At 33.0% G+C, this 23,500-nt stretch carries 27 protein-coding genes and 1 pseudogene; 22 read left to right on the top strand and 6 right to left on the bottom strand.

The genetic code is table 11. The features are described 5' to 3' along the window. Nucleotides 1–14 precede the first annotated feature (14 nt). The 7 genes from J7574_RS04215 (at nucleotide 15) to J7574_RS04185 (ending at nucleotide 6,635) form a co-directional block, all read left to right on the top strand. Entirely contained in the window at nucleotides 15–1,223 is a 1,209-nt protein-coding gene (locus J7574_RS04215; protein WP_290964626.1) for an NAD(P)/FAD-dependent oxidoreductase, read from the top strand. A 6-nt stretch (nucleotides 1,224–1,229) separates the two neighbouring features. Then, a complete protein-coding gene (locus tag J7574_RS04210; RefSeq protein ID WP_290964623.1) occupies nucleotides 1,230–1,877 on the top strand; it encodes an HAD family hydrolase in 648 nt (215 codons plus the stop codon). 93 nt (nucleotides 1,878–1,970) lie between these two features. Beyond that, nucleotides 1,971–3,041 (top strand): hypothetical protein, encoded by a 1,071-nt coding sequence (locus J7574_RS04205; protein WP_290964620.1) that lies wholly within the window; start codon nucleotides 1,971–1,973, stop codon nucleotides 3,039–3,041. Between the two features lie 57 nt (nucleotides 3,042–3,098). Next, a complete protein-coding gene (locus tag J7574_RS04200) occupies nucleotides 3,099–4,466 on the top strand; it encodes a hypothetical protein (protein ID WP_290964618.1) in 1,368 nt (455 codons plus the stop codon). Nucleotides 4,467–4,489: 23 nt separating this feature from the next. Next, on the top strand, nucleotides 4,490–5,071 hold the full coding sequence (locus J7574_RS04195; RefSeq protein ID WP_290964616.1) for a Crp/Fnr family transcriptional regulator: 582 nt from the start codon (nucleotides 4,490–4,492) through the stop codon (nucleotides 5,069–5,071). Between the two features lie 60 nt (nucleotides 5,072–5,131). Further along, entirely contained in the window at nucleotides 5,132–5,806 is a 675-nt protein-coding gene (locus tag J7574_RS04190; RefSeq protein ID WP_290964614.1) for an MBL fold metallo-hydrolase, read from the top strand. Between the two features lie 73 nt (nucleotides 5,807–5,879). Then, a complete protein-coding gene (locus J7574_RS04185) occupies nucleotides 5,880–6,635 on the top strand; it encodes a hypothetical protein (RefSeq protein ID WP_290964611.1) in 756 nt (251 codons plus the stop codon). A gap of 4 nt (nucleotides 6,636–6,639) precedes the next feature. Here J7574_RS04185 and J7574_RS04180 read toward each other — a convergent pair whose 3' ends face one another. Next, entirely contained in the window at nucleotides 6,640–7,116 is a 477-nt protein-coding gene (locus J7574_RS04180; protein ID WP_290964608.1) for a TspO/MBR family protein, read from the bottom strand. A 149-nt stretch (nucleotides 7,117–7,265) separates the two neighbouring features. On the opposite strand from J7574_RS04180, the gene J7574_RS04175 reads away from it, so the two are divergent. From J7574_RS04175 to J7574_RS04150, 6 genes are all read left to right on the top strand, one after another. After that, nucleotides 7,266–8,357, top strand: coding sequence for a diphosphomevalonate decarboxylase (locus tag J7574_RS04175; RefSeq protein WP_290964605.1), 1,092 nt, complete (start codon nucleotides 7,266–7,268; stop codon nucleotides 8,355–8,357). Nucleotides 8,358–8,403: 46 nt separating this feature from the next. Beyond that, nucleotides 8,404–8,658, top strand: a complete 255-nt coding sequence (locus J7574_RS04170; protein ID WP_290964602.1) for a hypothetical protein — start codon at nucleotides 8,404–8,406, stop codon at nucleotides 8,656–8,658. A 49-nt stretch (nucleotides 8,659–8,707) separates the two neighbouring features. Then, a complete protein-coding gene (locus tag J7574_RS04165) occupies nucleotides 8,708–9,646 on the top strand; it encodes a mevalonate kinase (RefSeq protein WP_290964600.1) in 939 nt (312 codons plus the stop codon). 65 nt (nucleotides 9,647–9,711) lie between these two features. Further along, nucleotides 9,712–10,302, top strand: a complete 591-nt coding sequence (locus J7574_RS04160; protein WP_290964597.1) for a DUF502 domain-containing protein — start codon at nucleotides 9,712–9,714, stop codon at nucleotides 10,300–10,302. Between the two features lie 60 nt (nucleotides 10,303–10,362). Further along, the gene (locus J7574_RS04155; RefSeq protein WP_290964595.1) at nucleotides 10,363–11,319 is read left to right on the top strand and encodes a geranylgeranylglycerol-phosphate geranylgeranyltransferase; all 957 of its coding nucleotides are present in this window, start codon (nucleotides 10,363–10,365) and stop codon (nucleotides 11,317–11,319) included. 564 nt (nucleotides 11,320–11,883) lie between these two features. Continuing rightward, nucleotides 11,884–12,792 (top strand): pseudouridine synthase, encoded by a 909-nt coding sequence (locus J7574_RS04150; RefSeq protein WP_290964593.1) that lies wholly within the window; start codon nucleotides 11,884–11,886, stop codon nucleotides 12,790–12,792. Between the two features lie 64 nt (nucleotides 12,793–12,856). Here J7574_RS04150 and J7574_RS04145 read toward each other — a convergent pair whose 3' ends face one another. Both J7574_RS04145 and J7574_RS04140 read right to left on the bottom strand, forming a co-directional pair. Next, nucleotides 12,857–13,459: a DUF937 domain-containing protein gene (locus tag J7574_RS04145; RefSeq protein WP_290964591.1), complete on the bottom strand. Its 603-nt coding sequence runs from the start codon at nucleotides 13,457–13,459 to the stop codon at nucleotides 12,857–12,859. Between the two features lie 273 nt (nucleotides 13,460–13,732). Then, nucleotides 13,733–14,234 (bottom strand): annotated as a pseudogene (locus J7574_RS04140) (DUF456 domain-containing protein). Between the two features lie 42 nt (nucleotides 14,235–14,276). Between J7574_RS04140 and J7574_RS04135 the strand changes: the two are divergent. Both J7574_RS04135 and J7574_RS04130 read left to right on the top strand, forming a co-directional pair. Further along, complete coding sequence (locus J7574_RS04135; protein ID WP_290964589.1) at nucleotides 14,277–14,657, top strand: hypothetical protein; 381 nt, start codon at nucleotides 14,277–14,279, stop codon at nucleotides 14,655–14,657. 48 nt (nucleotides 14,658–14,705) lie between these two features. Next, the gene (locus tag J7574_RS04130) at nucleotides 14,706–15,185 is read left to right on the top strand and encodes a hypothetical protein (protein WP_290964587.1); all 480 of its coding nucleotides are present in this window, start codon (nucleotides 14,706–14,708) and stop codon (nucleotides 15,183–15,185) included. A 99-nt stretch (nucleotides 15,186–15,284) separates the two neighbouring features. On the opposite strand, the gene J7574_RS04125 is transcribed toward J7574_RS04130, so the two are convergent. Both J7574_RS04125 and J7574_RS04120 read right to left on the bottom strand, forming a co-directional pair. Then, nucleotides 15,285–16,388, bottom strand: a complete 1,104-nt coding sequence (locus tag J7574_RS04125) for a glycosyltransferase (protein WP_290964584.1) — start codon at nucleotides 16,386–16,388, stop codon at nucleotides 15,285–15,287. Continuing rightward, nucleotides 16,385–17,329 carry a lysylphosphatidylglycerol synthase domain-containing protein gene (locus tag J7574_RS04120; protein WP_290964582.1) on the bottom strand — a complete coding sequence of 315 codons (945 nt, stop codon included), beginning with the start codon at nucleotides 17,327–17,329 and terminating at the stop codon, nucleotides 16,385–16,387. The genes J7574_RS04125 and J7574_RS04120 overlap by 4 nt, the downstream gene beginning before the upstream one ends. A gap of 133 nt (nucleotides 17,330–17,462) precedes the next feature. Here J7574_RS04120 and ruvC point away from each other — a divergent pair, with 133 nt between their 5' ends. The 7 genes from ruvC (at nucleotide 17,463) to J7574_RS04085 (ending at nucleotide 22,089) form a co-directional block, all read left to right on the top strand. Further along, entirely contained in the window at nucleotides 17,463–18,017 is a 555-nt protein-coding gene (ruvC, locus tag J7574_RS04115) for a crossover junction endodeoxyribonuclease RuvC (RefSeq protein ID WP_125723175.1), read from the top strand. Nucleotides 18,018–18,106: 89 nt separating this feature from the next. Further along, a complete protein-coding gene (hemW, locus tag J7574_RS04110; protein WP_290964575.1) occupies nucleotides 18,107–19,252 on the top strand; it encodes a radical SAM family heme chaperone HemW in 1,146 nt (381 codons plus the stop codon). 79 nt (nucleotides 19,253–19,331) lie between these two features. Next, nucleotides 19,332–20,084 (top strand): cyclase family protein, encoded by a 753-nt coding sequence (locus J7574_RS04105; protein ID WP_290964573.1) that lies wholly within the window; start codon nucleotides 19,332–19,334, stop codon nucleotides 20,082–20,084. Nucleotides 20,085–20,185: 101 nt separating this feature from the next. Then, on the top strand, nucleotides 20,186–20,587 hold the full coding sequence (locus tag J7574_RS04100; protein WP_290964570.1) for a GNAT family N-acetyltransferase: 402 nt from the start codon (nucleotides 20,186–20,188) through the stop codon (nucleotides 20,585–20,587). Further along, nucleotides 20,584–20,934 (top strand): DUF4260 domain-containing protein, encoded by a 351-nt coding sequence (locus tag J7574_RS04095; RefSeq protein WP_290964567.1) that lies wholly within the window; start codon nucleotides 20,584–20,586, stop codon nucleotides 20,932–20,934. The genes J7574_RS04100 and J7574_RS04095 overlap by 4 nt, the downstream gene beginning before the upstream one ends. A 6-nt stretch (nucleotides 20,935–20,940) precedes the next feature. Beyond that, nucleotides 20,941–21,300 (top strand): MmcQ/YjbR family DNA-binding protein, encoded by a 360-nt coding sequence (locus J7574_RS04090; protein WP_290964565.1) that lies wholly within the window; start codon nucleotides 20,941–20,943, stop codon nucleotides 21,298–21,300. 81 nt (nucleotides 21,301–21,381) lie between these two features. Next, nucleotides 21,382–22,089, top strand: coding sequence for a PH domain-containing protein (locus J7574_RS04085; RefSeq protein WP_290964563.1), 708 nt, complete (start codon nucleotides 21,382–21,384; stop codon nucleotides 22,087–22,089). Nucleotides 22,090–22,258: 169 nt separating this feature from the next. Here J7574_RS04085 and J7574_RS04080 read toward each other — a convergent pair whose 3' ends face one another. Next, on the bottom strand, nucleotides 22,259–23,359 hold the full coding sequence (locus tag J7574_RS04080; RefSeq protein WP_290964560.1) for a DUF4407 domain-containing protein: 1,101 nt from the start codon (nucleotides 23,357–23,359) through the stop codon (nucleotides 22,259–22,261). Between the last annotated feature and the right edge of the window lie 141 nt (nucleotides 23,360–23,500).

The following is a 23,500-nucleotide window of genomic DNA, read 5'->3' as shown; positions in this document are numbered from 1 at the left end:
CAACCAAAAAAAATATGATTAAAAATTTCGACATAATAATCGTTGGCGGAGGCGCTGCAGGTTTTTTTACCGCAATCAATATTGCTGAGAAAAATCCGAAACTGAAAATCGCTATTTTAGAAAGAGGAAAAGAAGTTCTTTCTAAAGTCCGCGTTTCGGGTGGCGGACGATGCAACGTCACGCACGCTTGCTTTGAACCCAACGAATTAGTAAAATTTTACCCTCGCGGCGAAAAAGAACTTCGCGGACCCTTTCACCAATTCTGCTCAGGAGATACAATCGAATGGTTTGAAAAACATGGTGTTGAATTAAAAATCGAAGAAGACGGCAGAATGTTTCCAGTTTCCAATTCGTCACAAACTATAATCGATTGTTTTTTAAAAGCAACTGAAAAATTAGGCATAAAAGTACTTACGGGACAAAGTGTTCAGTCGATTTTCAAAAAAGAAAATCACTGGAAAATTGATACGCAAACTGATAATTATGCTACTGAAAAATTAGTAATGGCAACCGGAAGCAATCCCAAAATTTGGGAAATGCTTCAAGAGCACGGTCACGCCATTGTAAGTCCTGTTCCTTCCCTATTTACTTTCAATATCAAAGATTCTAGAATAAAAGAATTGCCAGGCGTTGCGGCACAAGTTACCGTAAATGTAAAAGACACCAAATTAGAATCAACAGGACCTTTGTTAATTACGCATTGGGGAATGAGCGGACCCGCCATTTTGAAGCTTTCGGCTTGGGGCGCACGCATTCTGCACGATAAAAATTATCAGTTTACCATTTTTGTAAATTGGCTAAATGATGTCGATTATGAAGATGCTGAAAAAATCTTAAAAGACTTAAAACAAGAACACGCTAAAAAAGCAGTTTCTAAAAAATCACCTTTTGACTTCCCAAATCGTTTGTGGGAAAGTTTGGTTTTGGCTTCGGGAATTGATGCAGAAATGAAATGGGCGGATTTATCTAAAAATCAATTGCAGAATTTAACTTCACAATTAACAAAATCTGAATTTAAAGTCAACGGCAAAAGTACTTTTAAGGAGGAATTTGTAACAGCTGGCGGAATCGATTTAAAAGAAATCAACTTTAAAACCATGGAAAGCAAAATACACGAGAACCTTTATTTTGCTGGAGAAATTGTCAATATCGATGCCATAACAGGAGGATTTAATTTTCAGAACGCCTGGACAAGCGGGTTTATTCTGGCTCAAAATATTTAATACAACATGAAATTTAAAGGAATTATTTTCGATTTAGATGGCACATTAGTCAATTCGTTAGAAGACATTTCAGATGCGATGAACAAAGTGCTTCAAGGTCTAAATTTCCCCACTCATACTTACGATACGTATCAATATTTTATTGGAAGCGGATTGCGAAATTTGGTTAGCAAAGCACTTCCTGCAAGCAACAATTCGGACGAACAGATTGAAATTTGTTTTGAATGTATGATTAACGAATATCGTGAAATCTGTACGCTGAAAACCAAACCTTATGATGGAATTGTGGAGTTGTTAGAAAACCTGACTTCGCAAAACATTAAAATGGCGGTTTTCTCAAATAAAGCCGATGAATTGACAAAGAAAATAGCATCTGAAATATTTCCAAATCATTTTGATACAGCGATTGGTTTAAGCACAGAAGCGCTAAAAAAACCTAATCCATTTGAAGCGTTAGCAATTGGCAAAAAATGGAATTTAAAACCTGAAGAAATTCTTTTTGTCGGCGATTCTGATATCGATATGCAAACAGCTGTAAATGCCAATATGTTTCCTGTAGGCGTTACTTGGGGCTACAGAACCGAAAAAGAATTAAAAAACAGCGGTGCAAAACTGGTTGTGAATACGGCTTCAGAATTAATTGAGATTTTATAATCAAGTAGTTTTACCGTAAGGATTCTTTCAAATACTTTTCTATATTTGTCGCTTTAAACAAGACCTCCCTTACAAATAAAAACTAAACAATTAATGAAAAAAATACTCTTGGCAACTATTCTACTTTTTACGGTATTTGCCTGTGATTCTACTGATTCGGAAAATATTAAAGAAAGCAAAATATTGCTAAGTACAAATGTAATTGATGCTGAATATTCAAAAAAAACGGATCAATTAGTATATGTTTCATCAAACCCTTCACAAGTAAATATTTTTGATTCTAAGACAGAATCATTTAAAAAAATATCATTGGCTTATCCTCCTAAATGTATTTCTATTTCACAAGATGGCATTACAGCTGTAGTAGGTCATGATGGCCACATCACACATGTTAATTTAAAAAATCCATCCATAATCCAGACCTACGATATTTCTTGTTCTGCGCTTGATATTGTTCTTGGAAAAAATAAATGGGCGTATGTTTTTCCTGAAAAAGATCAATGGACGTATTTAAGAAGTGTTAATATGAATTTGGAGTATAATTATGAAATGCCTGAAAGTATGTACAATCAGACATACGCAGGAACTAAAGGAAGATTACATCCTTCAGGCAAGTATATCTATGCACAAAGTCCGTCATCAAGATCTAAAGTTCAAAAACTTACAGTTAAAAATGGAAATATTGATGATAGATATGAATCTGATTTTGAAGAACAGAGCTATACTATTTCTAACGTATGGTTTTCAGAAGATGGTAATAGGCTTTTTACAAGAAATAGAAATGTTTTAAAGACTTCTGAACTTAATAGTTTAGATGGTGTATACAATGGCCAAATTCCTTCTGAAAACAATTATATGGTCAATTGGCTAGATCATTCTTCTTCAAAAGCCAAATTATATGTGATTTTTTCAAATGATGATGATTGGAATCCGATAAAACTAAACAACATTTATGTTTTTAACGATTCAGATCTTAGTTATGTAAAGAAATTTGATTTGGAAAAATATTTCAATCAGGCAGAAAGAAATAGTGTAGAAACTTATGATGCTGCACCTTATTTTGTTTTTAGCAACTCAACAGAAAATCGTTTGTTTGTGATAACAAAAGCCGTTAATTCTGACTTAGTCAAAGAATGGGCAATTCAAAAAATCGATATCAACTAACAAATGTTTTTTTTTAATTAAAACCAATTAATATTCACCTTTTCTTTTTAATATAATATGAAAAAAATTGTATTAGCATTAATCACATTGTTAACAATTATTGGCTGTTCAAGTAATGATTCTAATGAACAAACTAAAGAAGCAACTTACTCAGTGCCAGACACCTTAAATTTTACAATTTTCAACAACAAACTTGTTCTTAATATTGAAAATCAAGGTGAATCAATTTTAAATTATACGTTGACAAATTCAAAAAATTATGTAAATCTTTCTAAAAAAGATGGAGTTGTAACTGCTCTAAATCATGATGAAATTACGGTTACGGTTGATAAGCAAAACTTACCAAATGGCAAATCGTACTCAAAATTATATTTAAATATTAATAATAAAAAAGATTCAATAGTTGTAAGTGTAACTAATTACGTAGAACAAAAGGTAATTTTAAATTCTGATGTTGTCGATGCAGAGTTTTCTAAAGTTACCAATCAACTTGTATATGTCTCTGCAAGTCCAGCCGCAGTAAATATTCTATCTACAAATACAGGCTTGATTGAAAGTATACCTTTGTCATACGCCCCTACATGTATTTCATTATCTCTAGACGGAAAGACAGCCGTTGCTGGACATGATCGATACATTTCTTACATCGATTTAATTAACAAAACTATCACAAAAACTTATCCTATATCTTGTTACGCTAATGATATTGTTCTTGGAAACAATAAATGGGCATATGTTTTTCCTAAGAATGGACAATCAACTTTTATAAGATCCATCAATTTAAACTTGATAACTGATAATGAGTACGAACATATTGGCGAGAAAATTTACGAAGGAAATAAAGCACGATTACATCCATCAGGTAAATACATATATGGCGCAGAAAACAATTTATCTCCATCAGATATAGAAAAATATGATATTCAAAATGGAAATGCAGAATATGGCTATGATTCTCCTTATCATGGAGATTATATTATGAACGGAAATCTATGGTTTTCTGAAGATGGTAATAGAATATTTACTAGAGGAAAAACTGTCTTTAAAACTTCGGAACTTAGAAGTCAGGATATGATATATAACGGCACAATCAATACTGAAACAAACCCATACTCACCTATTCAATGGTTAGACCATTCAGCAGCCAAAAATAATCTTTATCTACTACTTGTAGCTGATGATAGTTGGATTCAAAAGAAACTTCCTTACGTTTATGTATATAATGACACAAATCTTGCTTTTAAAAACAAAATATCATTAGAGCAATTTTTAGTTTCTAAAAATGAATCAGAAAAAGTATTTTATGATGCTGAACCATTTTTTGTGTTTAGTAATTCTGCTGGAAATAATTTATTTGTAATAGTAAAAGCAACTGGAGCAGGTTTAAACAAAGAATGGGCAATAGAAAAAATTAGTATCCAATAAAAAAATATACTGTTACATAATAATTGGCAAATAAAAATCTTTCACTCCAAAAACAGATCACAGCAATTGCCTCTTTTTCTGAAAATGAAATTGGGACAATTGCCTCTTGTTTTGAATATCAAAAATTTAATGCCAAAGAATATCTTTCGTCAATGGGAAAAATCAGTAACAAGATTTTCTTTATTTTGAACGGATTGGCGAGGGTCTATTACTTAAAAGACGGAAAAGAAATTACGACGTATTTAAGTACTGACGAAGGTTTTATTGCTTCTTATTCCAGCTTTATCAACCAGACGGCATCTTTTGAGAATATTCAATGTATTGAAGATTGCGAAGTGCTTTCGATTTCTTTCGAAAAAATGCAATTTCTCTATAACGAAATTCCAAATTGGGATCGTGTCGGAAGAATTCTGGCCGAGCAGAATTACCTCTGCATGGCAGATCGCGTTTTAAAACTGCAAATGATTCCTGCCAAAGAAAAATACCAGACTTTTTTAGCTTCGGCTCCAGCCAAAATAATCCAGCGAACGCCTTTAATTTATATCGCTTCTTTTCTCGGAATTACTCCAGAATCGCTGAGCAGAATCCGCCAAGACATTTCTTAACATTTATCAAGTGGATTAAAAAGCCAAATTCGAATCTTTGCCAAAACAAAATTTGAAAAGATGAAGAATATTGCCAAAGACGTTTATCAAATCCCTTTATTTCCTAGAAACGCTATAAACTGTTATTTAATTGAAGATGTTTTAATTGATGCTGGAATTAGAAGTTCTGCCAATAAAATATTAAAAGTCCTTAAAGACAAAACCGTTACCCAACACGCACTAACGCATGCTCATGCCGATCATCAGGGAAGCAGCAAAGCAATCTGCGAAACCCTGAATGTTCCGCTTTTATGCAGTGAACTTGATAAAGAATTTGCTGAAAACGGAAATGTAACTACAGAATACCAGAATCCGAATCATATTATTTCAAAACTTCAGAAAAAATTTTGGGCAGGAAGAGGACATTCTGTTTCTAAAACTCTAAAAGAAGGAGATCAAATCGGCGGATTTATGGTTATTGAAACCCCTGGACATTCAAGAGGTCATTTGTCTTTTTTTAGAGAAAAAGACGGGGTTTTAATTGTTGGTGATGCCATGGTAAATATGGATTTACTCACTACAAAAGTTGGCTTGCATGAACCTCCTTACCTATTCACAACAGACCAAGAAATCAATAGAAAATCAATATTAAAGTTGGTGTCATTACAACCTAAAATATTGTGTTTTGGACATGGGCCTGTTCTATTTAATAAAGGTGAATTAGAGAAATTCAAAAACTCGATTCAATTTAATTAACAAGAATTTACAGATTCTGTAAGTTTTCGTTAAGACTATTCTAATAATTTTACTCTCAACTAATTAATCCTATATGAGAGTAAAATTACTTACCACAATTTCTATTTTCACTTATCAAATCAGCGTTTCTCAAAATGAAAAAGTGTTGAATGGAAAAGTTCTTTCGCAAAACATTCCGCTTAGTAAAGTGGAAGTAATTAATAAAACTGCCAAAATCAGCACAAGAACAAATACACTAGGAGAATTTTCGATTCTAGTTCGTTCAAACGACAGTGTACTTTTCTTCTCTAAAGACTACTTTTTTAAAAGGTTGAAAATATCTCAGGAAAATATCGATCAAAATAATATTGTGGTTAATATGATTTTGAAGCCTGAAGAATTGGAAGAAGTTTTAATTACGAATATAAAATTTCCAAAAGTTAATACTCCTCAAGAAGTTTCAGACTCAATTGCGTTATTGAAAGCTTCTCAAAGTTTAGAAAAATATACTGGTGTCAATGACGGATCTATTGCCAATGGAATGAATTTTATGGCAATGGGGAAAGGTCTTGTAGACTTATTTAAGAAAGAAGACGCCACAAACAAAAAATCCAAAAAGAAAACTTCCGAATTAGATTTCAAAACATTTGCGGAAGCAACCTGCCCTCTGGATTTCTTTACAAAAGACTTAAAATTAAATCATGATGAAAAAACTCTTTTTCTAGAATTCTGTACAGCCGATCCGCACTCGGAAGTTATTCTAAAACAGAAAAATCTACTTTATACAATGGATTTTTTATATGCTAAAAATGAAGAATTTAAGAAACTGAAAACGGAGATTAAAAATTAAAAAACTACTTGTTTAACCACCAAATACTTGCATTCAAAACCGTAGCAAATCCAACCCAAGCCAAATACGGAATTAATAAATATCCTGCTGTTTTGTTGATTTTGATAAATTTCAGGTATGTCTCATAAATCATCAGCCATAGCAGCACAATTTCGATTAGAGCTAACATTGGATTTTTCAATCCGAAGAATAAATATGACCAGATTGAATTTAAAATCAACTGAATGATGAAGAAAAGCAATGCTTTTTTTACTTCTTCCGTATTTTCTTTTATTCTATCCCAAACCAAAGCAGCTGCAATTGCCATAAAAATATAAAGCACTGTCCAAACCGGCATAAAAATCCAATTCGGCGGATTAAAAACAGGTTTTTCTAAAGTTACATACCAAGTCTCAATACTTGGTCTTGTAACCAAACTTGCAGAATATCCTACTGTTAAACATATAACTAAAGCTATAGCGATTTTTACGAACTTATTCATTTTATCAAATTTTGAATTCAAAAATAGTCAAAAGAAAATTTAAACCATATAAGTCATATAAGTTCATTTTAGCAAAGCGGCTTATATTTCTTATATAACTTATATGGTGAAAAAATTTAAAAGTTATCTTTGCCAAAATTTTATAATTCATGTATTCAGCAGCTGATTTTATACCAACTTCATATACTTCAACAATCGAAAACGGAAACTTCGAGTGGAGCGCGCCAAGCAACATTGCATTAGTGAAATACTGGGGAAAAAAAGACAATCAGATTCCGGCAAATCCGTCAATAAGTTTTACACTTAACAATTGTAAAACGATTACGAAACTGGCTTTTTCGAAAAAAGATACTTCAGCTTCGACAAATGGTTTTTCATTTGATTTGCTTTTTGAGGGAAAACCAAAAGAAGATTTCAAACCAAAAATTCAGAAGTTTTTAGAAAGAGTTGAAGCTTATCTGCCGTTTTTGAAAGATTATCATTTTACAATTGATACTCAAAACACATTTCCGCATAGCTCAGGAATTGCTTCTTCGGCTTCTGGAATGGCTGCTTTGGCAATGAATTTTATGAGTTTAGAAAAAAAACTAAATCCAGAAATGACAGAGGATTATTTCTATCAGAAAGCTTCATTTTTGGCTCGTTTAGGTTCTGGAAGTGCTTGCAGAAGCGTGAAAGGAAATGTTGTAGTTTGGGGAAATCAGGCTAATATTGAAGGAAGCACCGATTTATTTGGTGTTGAATTTCCGTATACGATTCACGAAAATTTCAAGAATTACCAAGATACTATTTTATTGGTTGATAAAGGCGAAAAACAAGTTTCGAGTACAGTTGGACATGATTTGATGCACAATCATCCATATGCCGAAAGACGTTTTGCCCAGGCACACGAAAATCTGGATAAATTAATCGCCATTTTTGAAAATGGAAATATAGACGAATTCATTAAAGTTATAGAAAGCGAAGCCTTGACTTTGCACGCCATGATGATGACTTCTATGCCTTATTTTATTCTGATGAAGCCCAATACACTACAAATCATAAATGCGATCTGGAAATTCAGAAACGAAACGCAGATTCCAGTTTGTTTTACGCTTGATGCTGGTGCAAATGTTCATGTTCTTTATCCTGAAAATGTTGCGGCAAAAGTGCGTCAATTTATTCAAGACGAATTAGTTGTATTTTGTCAGAATAGTCAGTACATTTGCGACGAAATTGGAAATGGCGCGATTGCATTGTAATTTTGCGTATCTTTATATATTTTAGAATAGTTTTTTGATTACATTTATGAATACAGCTGCAATAAAACTTTACGATTTATTTAGAAAAGAACTTAATCTCGATGAGAGTAAGGCTAAAGAGTTTGTTGAAGCGATTGACAGAACTATTAGTGAAGAAATCAGACAAGATAAAAATGAAATTGCCACTAGGGATTTTGTAAAAAAAGAAATTGTAGACGCGAAAAACGACATGATAAAATGGTTTGTCGGTTTGTTTTTTGCCTTAGCAATGATGATAATTGGCTTGTATATTAAAGGCTAAGATCCACCCAAATAAAAATTACTTTTAAAAGAAAGACATAAAATAAATCATGAAAGGACCCTTATTTTACTCAAAAATATTACTCTTTGGAGAATACGGAATTATCCGCGACTCTAAAGGACTTTCTATTCCTTATAATTTTTACAACGGCGCTTTGAAAAAAAGCGAAGAACCTACTGAAGAAGCAATCGCATCAAACAGAAGTTTACGAAGTTTTGCAGCTTATCTTGAAGTTTTGCACACGCAGCAGCCAGAATTGGTCACTTTCGATTTAGAAACGTTAAAGAATGATGTTGAAACTGGAATGTATTTCGATTCTAGTATTCCGCAAGGATATGGCGTTGGAAGCAGCGGTGCTCTTGTAGCTGCTATTTATGATAAATATGCTGCTAATAAAATCACCGTTTTAGAAAATCTGACTCGTGAAAAACTATTACAGTTAAAAAATATATTTTCTCAAATGGAAAGCTTTTTCCACGGAAAAAGTTCAGGTTTAGATCCGCTAAACAGTTATTTGAGTATTCCAATCTTGATCAATTCAAAAGACAATATTGAAGCAACTGGAATTCCGACTCAAAGTTTTGACGGAAAAGGTGCTGTATTTTTGTTAGATTCAGGAATTGTTGGCGAAACGGCTCCAATGGTGAGCATTTTTATGGAAAACCTAAAAGATAAAGGCTTCCGCGCTATGCTTAAAAATCAGTTTGTAAAATACACCGATGCCTGCGTAGAAAACTTCCTGCATGGCGATATGAAATCGTTGTTTACCAATACTAAAAAACTTTCTAAAGTTGTTTTAAATCACTTCAAGCCAATGATTCCAGAACAATTTCACGGAATCTGGCAACACGGAATTGACACCAATGATTATTACCTAAAACTTTGCGGTTCTGGCGGAGGCGGTTATATTCTTGGTTTCACCGAAGATTTAGAACGTGCTAAAGCTTCTTTAAAAGATTACAAATTAGAAGTTGTTTATCAATTTTAATTTCCTAAAAACGATACTTATTTGAATAGACTTTCCTAATATTTAACCTAAAAAAGTTACTGAACATGAATGGTATTTTAAAGATTATCAAAGCAACTTTTTTAGGAGGAATTCTTTTTTTAGCGCCATTAATTTTGTTATTGGTTCTATTTGAAAAAGGATATCATATAGTACAAAAAATTACAGTCCCAATTGTAAGTTCTCTTCCAAGAGTAAAATTTATGGGGTTTGCGTTACAGGAAATTATTGCTGTAACCATTATTATCATAATTTGTTTTGCAGCAGGTTTATTAGCGAGAACTGTTTATGCCAAAAAGCTCATCCAAAAAATTGAAGACAATGTTTTGAGTTTGGTTCCAGGTTATGCATTTATCAAGAATATGAATGAAAGCATAATGGGTTTTGAATCTAAAGAAGATTTAAAAGTAATTATGGTGCCTACAGATGCAGGCTGGCAATTTGCTTTTTTAATTGAACAAATAAACGATAATGAATTTACCGTTTTTATTCCAGATGCGCCAAATCCTTGGAGCGGATCGGTGGTTTTTGTAGAAAAAAAGGACATTAGAGAAATTGAAATCACTCAAAAACAAGCTTTGGCTTGTATTAGAAAATTGGGCTATGGTTCTAAAGAATTGTTAAAAAACAAACTCTAAATTTTTGAATTAAAAAATATCTTTTAACTTCCCTAAACTAATCTCCACAAACAAAACTTTATGTTAAACAGACAGCAAAAACTTTTAATAATGAAAATTGTTAGTCTGTTCTCTGTGGTTAGAGGTTATAACATTCCAATAATAGTTTTAGCGCAATATTTATCGGCGATCTTTATACTTGCTCCAGAAATTAGAGCACTAGATATTCTGCTAGATTTTTATTTATTTCTAATAGTTTTTGCCTCGGCTATTACAATCGCTTCTGGATATATTATCAATAATTTTTACGACAGCCAAAAAGACTTAATCAACAGACCTAACAAATCGATGCTGGATCGTTTGGTTAGCCAGAAAACAAAACTGAATGTTTATTTTGGTTTGAATTTTCTTGCTGTGTTAATGGCTGGAATCGTTTCTTGGCGCGCATTTTTGTTCTTTTCTGTCTATATTTTCATGATTTGGTTTTATTCTCATAAAATCAAGAAGTATCCAATTATCGGGAACCTAATGTCGGCATTGCTTGCAGTAACTCCGTTTTTTGCCATATTACTATATTTCTATAACAAGATTTCATTTGAAGAAATAGAAAATCACATGAGTCATTTTGTTGTGATTTCGGCACATGCGGTTTTCTTATTTTTACTTTTACTGATTCGCGAAATGATCAAAGATTTAGAAAACCTAAAAGGTGACTTAGTTACAGATTACAGAACAATTCCTGTTTTGTATGGAGAAAAAATCTCTAAGCAAATCATTACTGCTTTGACTATTTTGACGATTGTTCCTGTTTACGTTTTGGTAAATATTTATGATGTAGGCTACATGGATATTTACTTTTATGTTTGTTTTGGAGTTTTACTTTTTTTCCTGATTTATTTATGGAAGTCCAATTCTAAAGAGCAGTTTTTAAGACTTCACAATGTTTTAAAATTCCTGATTGTTTCTGGCGTTTTTTGCATTGTCTTGATCAATCCTAGTGTTTTATGGCACGGAAAGGAATTGATTTCTAATTACTAATTTTTTTTTATTCCACAGAGATACGCGAAGGATTTCTCAGAGATACACAAAAGATTCTTTGTGAGACTTTGTGATCAGCTTTGTGGCTCTTTGTGAAATAGCCAAAAATATTTACTGTTAAGTTTTTTATATTCCACAGAGATGCGCGAAGGATTCCGCAGAGATACACAAAATTCTTTGAGAGACTTTGTGATCAGCTTTGTGGCTCTTTGTGAAAGAGTCAAAATATTTACTGTTAAGTTTTTATATTTCACAGAGATGCGCGAAGGATTTCGCAGAGATACACAAAAGATTCTTTGAGAGACTTAATGTTTGTGCTCTTTGTGAAATAGCCAAAATAATTAAAAGAAGCCAATTGTTTGAGATTAGCCCCGATTGAAATGAAAATCCTTTTATGGTGGGGTTCACCATAAAAGATTGTAATGGAAAGCGGGAATCCATGTTTGAAAAAAAGCCAATTGCGGTGATTCTAATGTATCTGAAAATTACTGCTATTAATCTAAGAACATAGAACTTAAGATTTATTAGCAGGAAAAAACTATCTTTGCACAAATTAATGATTCTATGAACAACAAGGAAGGCAAAAATAAAAGAGGCGGATCTAGACCAAATAGCTCAAGATCAAACTCTAGTAAGCCAAAACCTCCTATGGCTAAGCGCGCGCAAGGGCCTAAAAAAGTGAAACCTGAAGTTAAAGCGGCACAGGAAGCAGCAGCAGAAAAATTTAGAAAACAAAATCAGCCTGCAAAGAGACAAAAGGCTTCAGATGAAATTCGTTTGAACAAATACATCTCTAATTCTGGCGTTTGTTCTCGTCGTGATGCTGATATTTACATTCAGTCTGGAAACGTAAAAGTAAACGGTAATGTAGTTACCGAAATGGGATATTTGGTAAAACTGAATGATGTTGTAAACTTTGACGGCGTTACGCTAACTCCTGAAAAGAAAGAATATATTTTATTGAATAAGCCTAAAAACTTTACGACTGCTTTTGACGAAGGTCAAGAATACCGTAACGTTCTAGAACTTGTTCGTGGTGCTACAAATGCTAAAATTGCTGCTGTAGGGAGAATGGACAAAAATACAACCGGTTTGTTGTTGTTTACAAACGATACTGATATGATTCGTAAGTTTACATTGCCGAATCAGAAATCTTCTAAAATCTATCAGGTTTCTTTAGATAAAAACTTGAAGTTTGAAGATTTGGAAAAAATCAGCAAAGGTTTGGTTCTTGACGGACACCGCGTTTTTGTTGAAGAAGTAAGCTATATTGATAATGAACCAAAAAGCGAAGTTGGTCTTAAATTGCGTACTGCTAACGTAAAAGTGGTGCGTTCTATTTTTGAATCTTTCGAATACAATGTTTTGCGTATTGACCGTGTTTCTTTTGCAGGATTAACCAAAAAGAACCTGCCTCGCGGAAACTGGCGCTTTTTGACCGATCAAGAAATTATCAATTTGAAAAACACATAATTGTTTTTCAAATTGAAATCCTAAATGAATCCTGTTTTCTTATAGAAAATGGGATTTTTTATTTTTAAAAACTAAAGAAATTATGTCCGAAAAGGGTAAAAATAGATCTTCCGATAGATTGGTTTTTGTCTTCTACTGTTTCGAAATTTGAAAAACCTAGGATGATTTTAATTCCAGGAGGAATGCTGTTTAAAATATCTCTTTTTTGATCTTCTAAAAGGAGCTTTAAACTTTCTATTAATTGGAGATTGTACCGTAAGTAAGACATTACAAGTAATGCTGAAAAGTTAAGTATTTCTCTGGCTGTTTCGCTTTTAATACCAACTTCGTTAGAAACCATTTCTGAAATCCTGCCTTTTTTGTTGGAGAATAATTCTTTCAGTAACACATTTCCTTCTAAACGGTAACAGTCGTCAACTGATAAAATTCTGCCGGCATTAAAATCTACTTCTTGGTAAAAAGTAGAATCTTCTTGGATCAATGAAACAATTTCAGAGTAAAAATCAGATTCTTCGGCTTTGTTGTAGAGTCCCATCAAAATTGTGCCGATCGAGACGTCTATTCCCTTTATTAAAAGTGCATCATTTTCAAAATAAAACTTGTTTAACTTGGAGACAACATTAGAAGAAATAAAGCGTCTAAGTTCAATTTGTAGGTTTGGGGTCATACTCATAACTTAAAAAATGATTATTTATACTGATTTAAAATAAACGATAAAGTGAGGCTTTTTATCGTTTATCGTGATAAAAATATAAAATATTTTAACATTTCCAAAAATTAAGTTAAAAATTTACAGTCTTAATAACCAGCCATTAACACTAAAAACTCTGCAACACTAGTAAACACAACCCTTTAGTAGTCAAACAAAAAAGAAAAAAAGCTTAAGAAAAGTTTGATAATTAATTTTAAGCAACGTTAAAAAGCTTAAAATGTTACAGAATTAAAATAAAATATTACGATATTCCCACACAATATTTAAAAATATTCCCAAATACACGACTGCAACCACAAAGTTAACAAAGCTCGATGCAAGAAAGCCTAATAGCGATCCAGTAGCTGCTTTTAAGGCTCTTTTATGATTTTGAGAATCGAAACATTAATTCGCCGATTAAAGCTCCTAAAAAAGGTCCAATTATGATTCCAAACGGAATTGGAGCAAGAATCCCAACAATCAACCCAATGTTAGTTCCCCAGACTCCGTAAGAGCTTCCTCCGAATTTTTTTGTTCCTTTTGACGGAATAATATAATCTAATATGGTAATGATGACCATGAGCACAAAAGTAATTCCCAAAACCCAATAATTATTTTCGACTGCTTTGGTAAGGTACAGCAAAAGCAATCCCACCCAAGAACTGGACAATCCGGGAAGAATAGGAATAAAACTTCCGAAAACACCAACAATCATACATATAAAACCTAATAATAATAAAAATAAATCCATGTTGTTTTTGTAAATTTGCACTTACATTTTTAATTAATTCCAATGCGTATACTTATCAAAATAATTTTTGCATTACTGTTTTTTTCAGTTTTTGAAGGTTCTTATGCACAACCAAAAAAACTTTCAACCGACGACAGGATATTGCAAGACAGCCTTTATAAAAGTAATAAGAAAAAGGTATTAAATTTTTCTATGAAAGAATTTGATGCTCTTTTTTTTGATTTCTTCAGCAAGAAAAATAATCCTGATATAGTGTTAACCAAAACAGAATTCTATAATTATACGGTTCAAATTGCTGCTTTTTCAGATCGACTGGCCAAATTATATCCAAATCAAAAGGAAATTGCTGAAAAAAATAAAGAAAATTGGCTTTCAGAAAACTATGAAGATTATCTAGAATACAAAGCTTCTCAAAAAAAATAATCGTATTTTTATATTTTAAATTTGTTCATTTATCCAATATCAAAAACCTTGAGGCAGTTTTTTCTTCTTTTTATATGCGTGACTTTTCATTCTTGTCAATATTTTGAGAAGCAGGTTCCGTCTGAAAAAGAGTTACTTCAGAAAGAATTAAAATCAATTAATTGGAAAGAAGTTGATGAATATCCTTCTGTTCCAGATTGCGATAAAATTGCCGACAAAAAACTTCGCCAGCAATGCTTTTTTGAGGTGATGTCTAGCCTTGTTCAAGAAAAATTGAATGTTGACACTTTGTCGATTTTATACCCGGAATTAGATACAATCGAAGTAAAAGTAACTGTTTTTCCTAACTCGACTATGAAGTTTGAACCACAGTTCCCGAAAGATTCTGTTGCGTACGACACCATAAAAATTGACAGTATACTTCATGTGCGTCTTGTTGATTTCCCGAAAGTAAATCCTGCCATAAAACGCGGAATTCCAGTAAAAACACAGTTCATTCTGCCTGTTATTATAAAAGCAAAAGAATAGTTTTTTTACCATATAAGTCATATAAGTTCATTTAAATTAACTGAGAAACAAAAGAGATTTGCAACTTAAATTCCTTATATAACTTATAATGGTTTTAATTTATTTTCTAAATTGGCGATCTTTCCATTCATAAGAACCGAACAAACTGTACACTGCCACCGCTGAACTAAAAAACGGATAAAACAAACTGCTCAGCAAAAGACTTTTAATTCTCGTTTTCGTCAAAAATTGATTGGTGACTGAAAGCAAAAAAAAGTCAATTGTAAACTTAGAAAAAGCAAAAATCACAAAAATTGGATATGGCCAAATTCCGAAAAGAAGCAAGAAAAATCCAATTACAAAACTCAGATTTCCGAAGAAAACTATTAGTCCTAAAAACTTTCCAAAAGTGCTTTTATACGAACTTGTTTTCGCCGCCCAACGCACTCTTTGATGAAACAATGCTTTCCAGTTTTCGGTTGGTTTTGCGGTTACAATGGCGTCATCAGCTTTTAAATAATGAACTTTGTTTGGGAATTTTTCAATTGCTTTCTGGACTAAAAAAACATCATCTCCACTGGCAATTTTATCATTTCCTTCAAAGCCATTTAAGCTTTCAAACAATGATTTTGTATAAGCAAAATTGGCTCCGTTACACATAAAACCTTTATTCAAACCAAAACTTCCAATCGTCGCGCCCTGCAAACTCGTTAAATCCAATTGCTGAAAATGATCAAGAAAAGAATTTCCGCATTTGTATGATACAGCACCTGCAAGCATAGAAACTTTATTCTCTTGAATGTAATTAGCAAACGTCAAAAGCCAGTTTTCTGGAACAATGCAATCGGCATCGGTTGTAATGACCCAATCGGTTTTTACATGTTGCATTGCAGTTGTAATAGCATCTTTTTTAGGAGATTTGGATGCCCGAATATTGTCAATTTGTAAGACGTCAAATGTGAAATGTGAAATGTGAAATTTCTCGTCTGAATTATCGTCTACAAGAATTACTTTAAATAAATCTGTCGGGTAATTTAAATTCGAAAAACCCTCTAAAAGTATCGGCAGATTTTCTTTTTCGTTTCGAAACGGAACTATAATCGTAAAGCTAGTTTTGGGTTCCAAATCCGTTTTTTGATATCTTCTAACTTTGAAAAAACCATAAATCAGTAACGCAATGCTAACGACATAAATGGCTAATATTGCGAATAAACCGGAAATCATTTTACAGTTTTAGTTTTAAAATTCAGTACAAAATAACTTCCTAAAACTACTGGAAGAACGACATTTAAAAACCACATTAAAGTGCTAATAAAAACTACGATCCATTCGTTTACTTTCAGAATTCCGAAGAAATAAATCGCTACACTTCCTTTTACTGCAAAGTCCAAAAATTGAAAAGTTGGCAATGATGACGCCAAAAAGTAAACCGAAGTGATGGCCGCCATTAAAGTTAAATAAGGCAAATCGACATCAAAAGCTAAAAACAAAAAATAATATTGATGCGAAAAAACCAAATAACGGCAGATTCCTAAAAAGATGTTTTTCTGATGAACCGATTTCGGAATTTCATTGATTTTATGAATCAGTTTCTCAATCGAATATCCTTTTACTTTGATCTTTTTAATTGAAAATAGTATAATTAGAATCAATACAAATCCGCCGAAAAGGATTAAGACTGTTTGGGTTGTAATTACGTTGAATTGTGCGTTGAAATACAACAAGCCGAAAATTCCAAAAATGATCGTTAAAATCATTTGGATTCCGTTGCAGATTAAGTTTAAGAAAACAACTCTTTTGGCTTCAGATTTTGGATAATACAACGCTTTTCCTGCGTACTCTCCTACTCCATTTGGCGTAAAAATTCCAGCTGTTAAAGCGGCCAAAACCTGTTTTGTAGATTCATAAACCGATATTTTATGAATGACTTGCGCCAGATTCTGCCATTTCAAAATCTCAAAATAACGATTCAAAACGCTCAAAAGCAAAATAAATCCAATACCCAAAACCGACTGGTTTTTCTTGAATAAAACAATAAACTTCTGCCAATCTAACTTATCGTTGTTAGCCAGCTGATTGTAAATAAAATAAAATGCGCCACCAACAATCAAAAGTTTGGCTAGAAGAACTAGGAATTGCTTAGCTTTGTGTGGAATTGAAGTCATGCCGCAAAAGTAATTGAATTTGAGAATGTGGCAATGAAAATGTGCCAATTAGAAAATGAGTCAATTTTCTAAACTTGACCCGAGGCTTTAGCCGAACTGGCGAAGCAAACCTTAAACTTGAAACAAAAAACTCTTGACACAAGAACGCATCATATTAGGTATTGACCCCGGAACCACGATTATGGGTTTCGGATTGATTAAAGTAACCAATAAAAAAATGGAGTTTTTGCAATTGAACGAATTGCAACTTTCCAAATACGATAATCATTACCAAAAACTAAGAATCATCTTCGAAAGAACCATCGAACTTATCGAAACACATTGTCCTGACGAAATTGCAATTGAAGCGCCTTTCTTTGGCAAAAACGTTCAGTCGATGCTGAAATTAGGCCGTGCGCAAGGAGTTGCGATGGCTGCAGGACTTTCAAGAGGAATTCCGATTACAGAATACGAACCTAAAAAGATCAAAATGGCCATTACCGGAAACGGAAATGCCAGCAAAGAGCAAGTTGCTAAAATGCTGCAACAGCTTTTAGGCTTAAAAGAATTACCCAAAAATCTCGATTCAACAGACGGGTTGGCAGCAGCAGTTTGCCATCATTTCAATTCTGGAAAAGTTGTTGCAGGAAAGAGCTATTCGGGTTGGGATGCTTTTGTGAAACAAAACGAAGATCGAGTTAAAAAATGAGGCAATTAGAAAATTAGATAATGAGATAATTCTATTCGTTGTCTATAAAATTATCTAATTATCAAATTGACACATTATCTAATTAAGAAATGAGCGGCATCTACATCCATATCCCATTTTGCAAACAAGCTTGTCATTACTGCGACTTTCATTTTTCGACTTCGATGAAAAAAAAAGACGATATGGTTTTGGCTTTGGCTAAAGAAATCGGTATGCGTAAACCCTTCGACTCCGCTCAGGATGACAATATCATTGAAACGATATATTTTGGCGGAGGAACACCTTCGGTTTTAAGTAACGAAGAAATTAACTTCCTAATTTCAGAAGTCTACAAAAACTATAAAGTTGTTGAAAATCCGGAAATTACGTTGGAAGCCAATCCAGATGATTTGTCTACAGAGCGAATTTTAGAATTGTCTAAAAGTCCAATAAACCGTTTAAGCATCGGAATTCAATCTTTTTATGAAGACGATTTGAAGATGATGAACCGCGCTCATAATTCGGCGGAAGCCAAAAAATGCCTGGAAGAAGCGACTAAATACTTCGACAATATTTCGTTGGACTTGATTTACGGAATTCCAGGAATGAGCGACGAAATGTGGAGACAGAATATTCATACGGCTTTAGATTTTGGCATTCCGCATATTTCGAGTTATGCTTTGACAGTAGAACCAAAAACCGCTTTAAGCAAATTAATTCAAACTGGAAAAATTGCCGCACCTCAGGATGAAGTGGCTTCAAATCATTTTATGATTTTGGTCGAAATGCTTCAAAACAACGGTTTTATTCATTACGAATTATCAAATTTTGGAAAAGAGAATTATTTTTCCAAAAACAATTCGGCCTATTGGCTGGGTAAAAAGTATATCGGAATTGGTCCTTCAGCACATAGTTATGATGGCGAAAAAAGAGGATGGAATATTGCGAATAATTCACTTTATATAAAAGCAATTCAAAACAACGAACTTCCAATTGAAACGGAAATCTTGACTATTTCTGATCGTTATAATGAATATATCATGACAGGATTACGAACGATTTGGGGCGTTTCTCTAGAAAGAATCGAAAAGGAATTTGGTTTGGAATATCTAAATTATCTAAAAAAACATTCTCAAAAGTTTTTAAATGATGATCTGCTTTCAGTTGAAAACAACATTCTAAAACCAACTCTAAAAGGAAAATTTTTAACGGATGGAATTGCTTCAGATTTATTTTATCTAAATTTGGATGAATAAAAATTAGCCACGAAGGCACAAAGGCTCAAATCAGTTAATCTTTGTGACTTAGCGTCTTTGTGGCACAAAACCCAAACTTGTGTTAGCAAAAATCAACAACTTCGAAATAGACCTATCAAAACCCATTGATATCTCGATTCCATTAACCAATACAGACGAAAATCCGATTGCTTGGTATATCGAAAAACCTTCGATCGAACCTGTTGTTTTTGGCGATTGGATTGGAAAAGTTTCTGAGGGAAAATCATCTACAAATTTCAATAATATTTTCTTTAACCCGCACGGACATGGTACGCATACGGAATGTTTAGGACATATTACCAATGATTTTTACAGCATTAATCAATCGCTGAAACAGTTTTTCTTTACTGCTAAATTGATTACAATTGAACCCGAAAAAATTGATGACGATTTCGTTATTACCAAAGATCAAATTGTAAACTTACTTACTGAAAAAACAGAAGCTTTAATCATCAGAACGCTTCCAAATGAACTGGATAAAAAATCAAGAAAATATTCCAATACGAATCCGCCATATTTGGCTGAAGATGCTGCAATTTTCATCCGCGAAAGCGAAATTCACCATTTATTAATCGATTTACCAAGTGTTGACAAAGAACATGACGAGGGAAAATTATTGGCTCACAAAGCTTTTTGGAATGTAAAAGACACTGTAAATCTAAATCAAGATGCGAGATTAAAAGCCACAATTACGGAGATGATTTATGTCTCAGACGAAATTGAAGATGGAAATTACATACTAAACCTTCAAATCACTTCGTTTGAAAATGACGCAAGTCCATCGAAACCAATATTATATAAAATTTATTAGTTGCCACTAATTACACGAATTCGCACGAATTATTTTTTGCCACAGATTAAAAAGAAATTAGTGAAAATTTGTGCAATTTGTGGCTAAAAAACTAAACTCTAATGATAGAAGTATCTACTGATAAAACAAAACTCGACGTTCCGTTTATACAAAACTTTTTAAAAGACATTTATTGGGCTGCGGGACGAACAATAGAAGAAGTGCAGCGCACAATAGATGCTTCGGTTTGTTTTGGAATTTATTTAGATGACAAACAAGTTGGCTTTGCACGTGTGATAACCGATTATGTGGTTTTCGCCTACTTAATGGACGTTTTTATTACTGAAGAACATCGCGGAAAAGGGTATTCTTCTATTTTAATCGAAGCCATGATGAAAGAACCGCAATTGCAGGAAGTCAAAATCTGGCGATTGGCAACAACAGACGCTCACTTTTTATACGAGAAATTCGGATTTACTAAACTCAATCATCCTGAAAAGATGATGGAAAAAATAGTCAAATGAAAACAGTCTTACAACTCGAAGAAGCCGCTCTATTCATTCTCGGCATTTTTTTATTCAACCGTTTAAATTATCAATGGTGGTGGTTCCTAGCTTTAATTTTAGTTCCCGATTTATCGATGATTGGTTATGTTTTTGGCAACAAAGCCGGAGCATTTCTCTATAATGTCTTTCATCACAAAGGCATTGCACTTTTAATTTATGGCGTTGGCTGTTATTTAAGCATTGAAATTGTGCAGTTAGCGGGAATTATTTTATTTTCACATTCTGCAATGGATCGTATTTTTGGTTATGGCCTTAAATATGAAAAAGGTTTTAAATACACGCATTTAGGTGAAATTGGTAAATAAACAAGTATGAATTTAGAAACGTTTTACGAATATTGTCTTTCTAAAAAAGGTGCCAGTGAACATTTTCCTTTTGATGAAGATACTTTGGTCTTTAAAGTGGGCGGAAAAATGTTTGCTTTGTCTTCTCTTTCTCAATGGGAAAAAAACGAACAATCGGTTAATTTAAAATGTGATCCAGACCACGCGCAAGAACTCAGAGCAGAATATGACGAGATACAACCAGGTTTTCACATGAGTAAAGTGCATTGGAACACCGTAGCTTTAAACGGAAATCTGCCTGATAAATTTGTTAAAGAACTCATAGATCATTCGTACGACTTGGTTTTCAAAAGTTTGACAAAGAAAATTCAAAATGAAATTATCTAATTAGAAAATTAGGCATTACATTTGTAGCGTCTGTAAAAAACTCAGCAACTTAGAAGCTCAGTAACTTAGCAACTTAAAAAAATGAAAGAACAATTTAAAAAATTTCTAAACGAAGAACAAGATCCAAAAGCGATTGAAAAAATCACTTCGAAACTTACCGATTTATTAATGAAAGGCGAAGAAGTTGGATATATCGCAGTGCAAAAAAAGCCTGCAATTACTGTTTTTCCAGATAGTATTGTATTAACAAACAAACGTATCATTATCTGCAAGCCTAAAAATTTAGGTCTTTCTATGGATTTTACAGATTATACTTGGGATGATATTGCAAGCACTTTTGTAAAAGAAAATATTTTAGGTTCTGAATTTTCATTTGGAACAAAAACAGATTTAGCGGTTTCTATTGATTATATTCCGAAAATTCAAGCTAGAAAAATTTATACGTATGCTAAAGAGCAAATGGATTTATTGAAAAATCCAGTTTCTGCTGCAGCTCCGATTCAAGAAACTATTCAAGCCGAAGAGCCTGTTTTTGAAGACGAAGATGAAGTTGAAGAAGTAGAAACAGAAGAAGTAACAAGCTTTGCTGAAATTTTACCAGCTGCTCCTGCTGTTACAGAAACTTTTGAACCGCTTCCGACTCAGCCTGCTGGAGAGCGTAAATTAAGTGATTTATCTAAAGAAGAACTTTTTGATAAACTACAGAATTACAAAAAACTTCTTGATAATGGTTTAATCATGCAAGGAGAATATGACGCTTATAAAAAAGAGATATTGGGCTACATGTAATTTCTAAAGTACAAAGTTCTGAGTACAAAGTTCTGAGTACAAAGTACAAAGATTATTGACTTTGTCTAAAATAAAAAAAGCCAGAAATAGAAGTTCTATTTCTGGCTTCTCTTTTTAAGTCTTTATTGAGACTTCTAACTTTGCACTTAGAAGCTTAGCAACTTTGAACTTACAATGTAGCCTTTTGTTTCTCTACAAATTTATGCGATTGTAATTCCAGCAATTCTTTTGCATTCTTTCGCTGAAGGTCAAATAATCCTTTGTCTTCTGCGATATCAGCGTACACTTTATCGTGCATTTCGGCGCTGGTTTTCACTAATAAATCGCGTTGGTATTTGTTTTGAGCCAAAGTTGCTTTCATGGCAGTTTCGGCTTCTTCTTGTTTGAAATCAAACTCTCCTTTTGGCGCTAATAATTTGGCAATAATTGGAGAAGTTTCAATTGCCAAGAATAACAGCATTATGAAAAATGATGGTAGCCAAGGCAGTTTATTCAATGCATTAATACGCGCCATTAATCCGTCAAAACCTTCAATGATGGGCTGTGTTTGCGAAACTTTCTTATCTAAATCGGCTTGGAGTTGTTTTCCAGCTTTTTCTTTTTCGGCGATTTTAGCTTCGTTTGTCGTTTTAAGAGTTGCAAATTCTTTTAACGCTGCATCGTGTTTTTCTCGCTTCTCTTTATAAACCGGACCTTTTCCTAATTTCTTGGTTCCAGCAGTTCCTTCGGCTTCAGTAATATAAACAGAATACAGATCGTTCACTTCTTTCTCTTTCCTTACAATATCGGCTTTTAGCGCTGCAATCTCCGCTTTATTTTTATCTAAATCTGTTTTAAAATAAGTGCCAATTTGTTTTTTATTAGCCAACTCCATTTCGTTTTTCTCTTTCAATAAAACCGTATTGATTTCTTTTTCGAAAATTTTAATTTCCAAAGGTTTAGAAATTACAATAGCAATAATAATCGCTAAAGCAATACGAGGCGTTGCTTGAAGAAATTCGTCCAGAAAACGGTCTCTTTTTTTAATGGTTGAAACGATAAATCGGTCCAGATTAAAGATCAGTAAACTCCAAACAAATCCGAAAATCAAAGCGGGATAAATAGAATCGAAAACGGTAAAAAGTGCATAAGCACTAGCCAAAAAGGCCATAACTGCTGTAAAAAATACGGTGGCTCCAATACCTACATATTTGGTTTGTTCGCCTTCTGAGCAGTCTTTCAGAATGTCTCGGTCGACACCTGAACATAAGATAAAAAATTGTTTTAACATGATTGATGATTTTTGATTGATTGATACGGCAAATTTAACGCCAAATTTTCAAATACGGTCAAATTATCCTTTTTCTTTTTAATTGTAAATCAATTATTTGTCCGCTTAAGTGTTATTTAAACATTAATAGATTTCAAATTT

The sequence above is a fragment of the Flavobacterium sp. genome (assembly GCF_017744675.1).
Classification (GTDB): domain Bacteria; phylum Bacteroidota; class Bacteroidia; order Flavobacteriales; family Flavobacteriaceae; genus Flavobacterium.
This window is presented reverse-complemented; position numbering and strand designations above follow the sequence as displayed.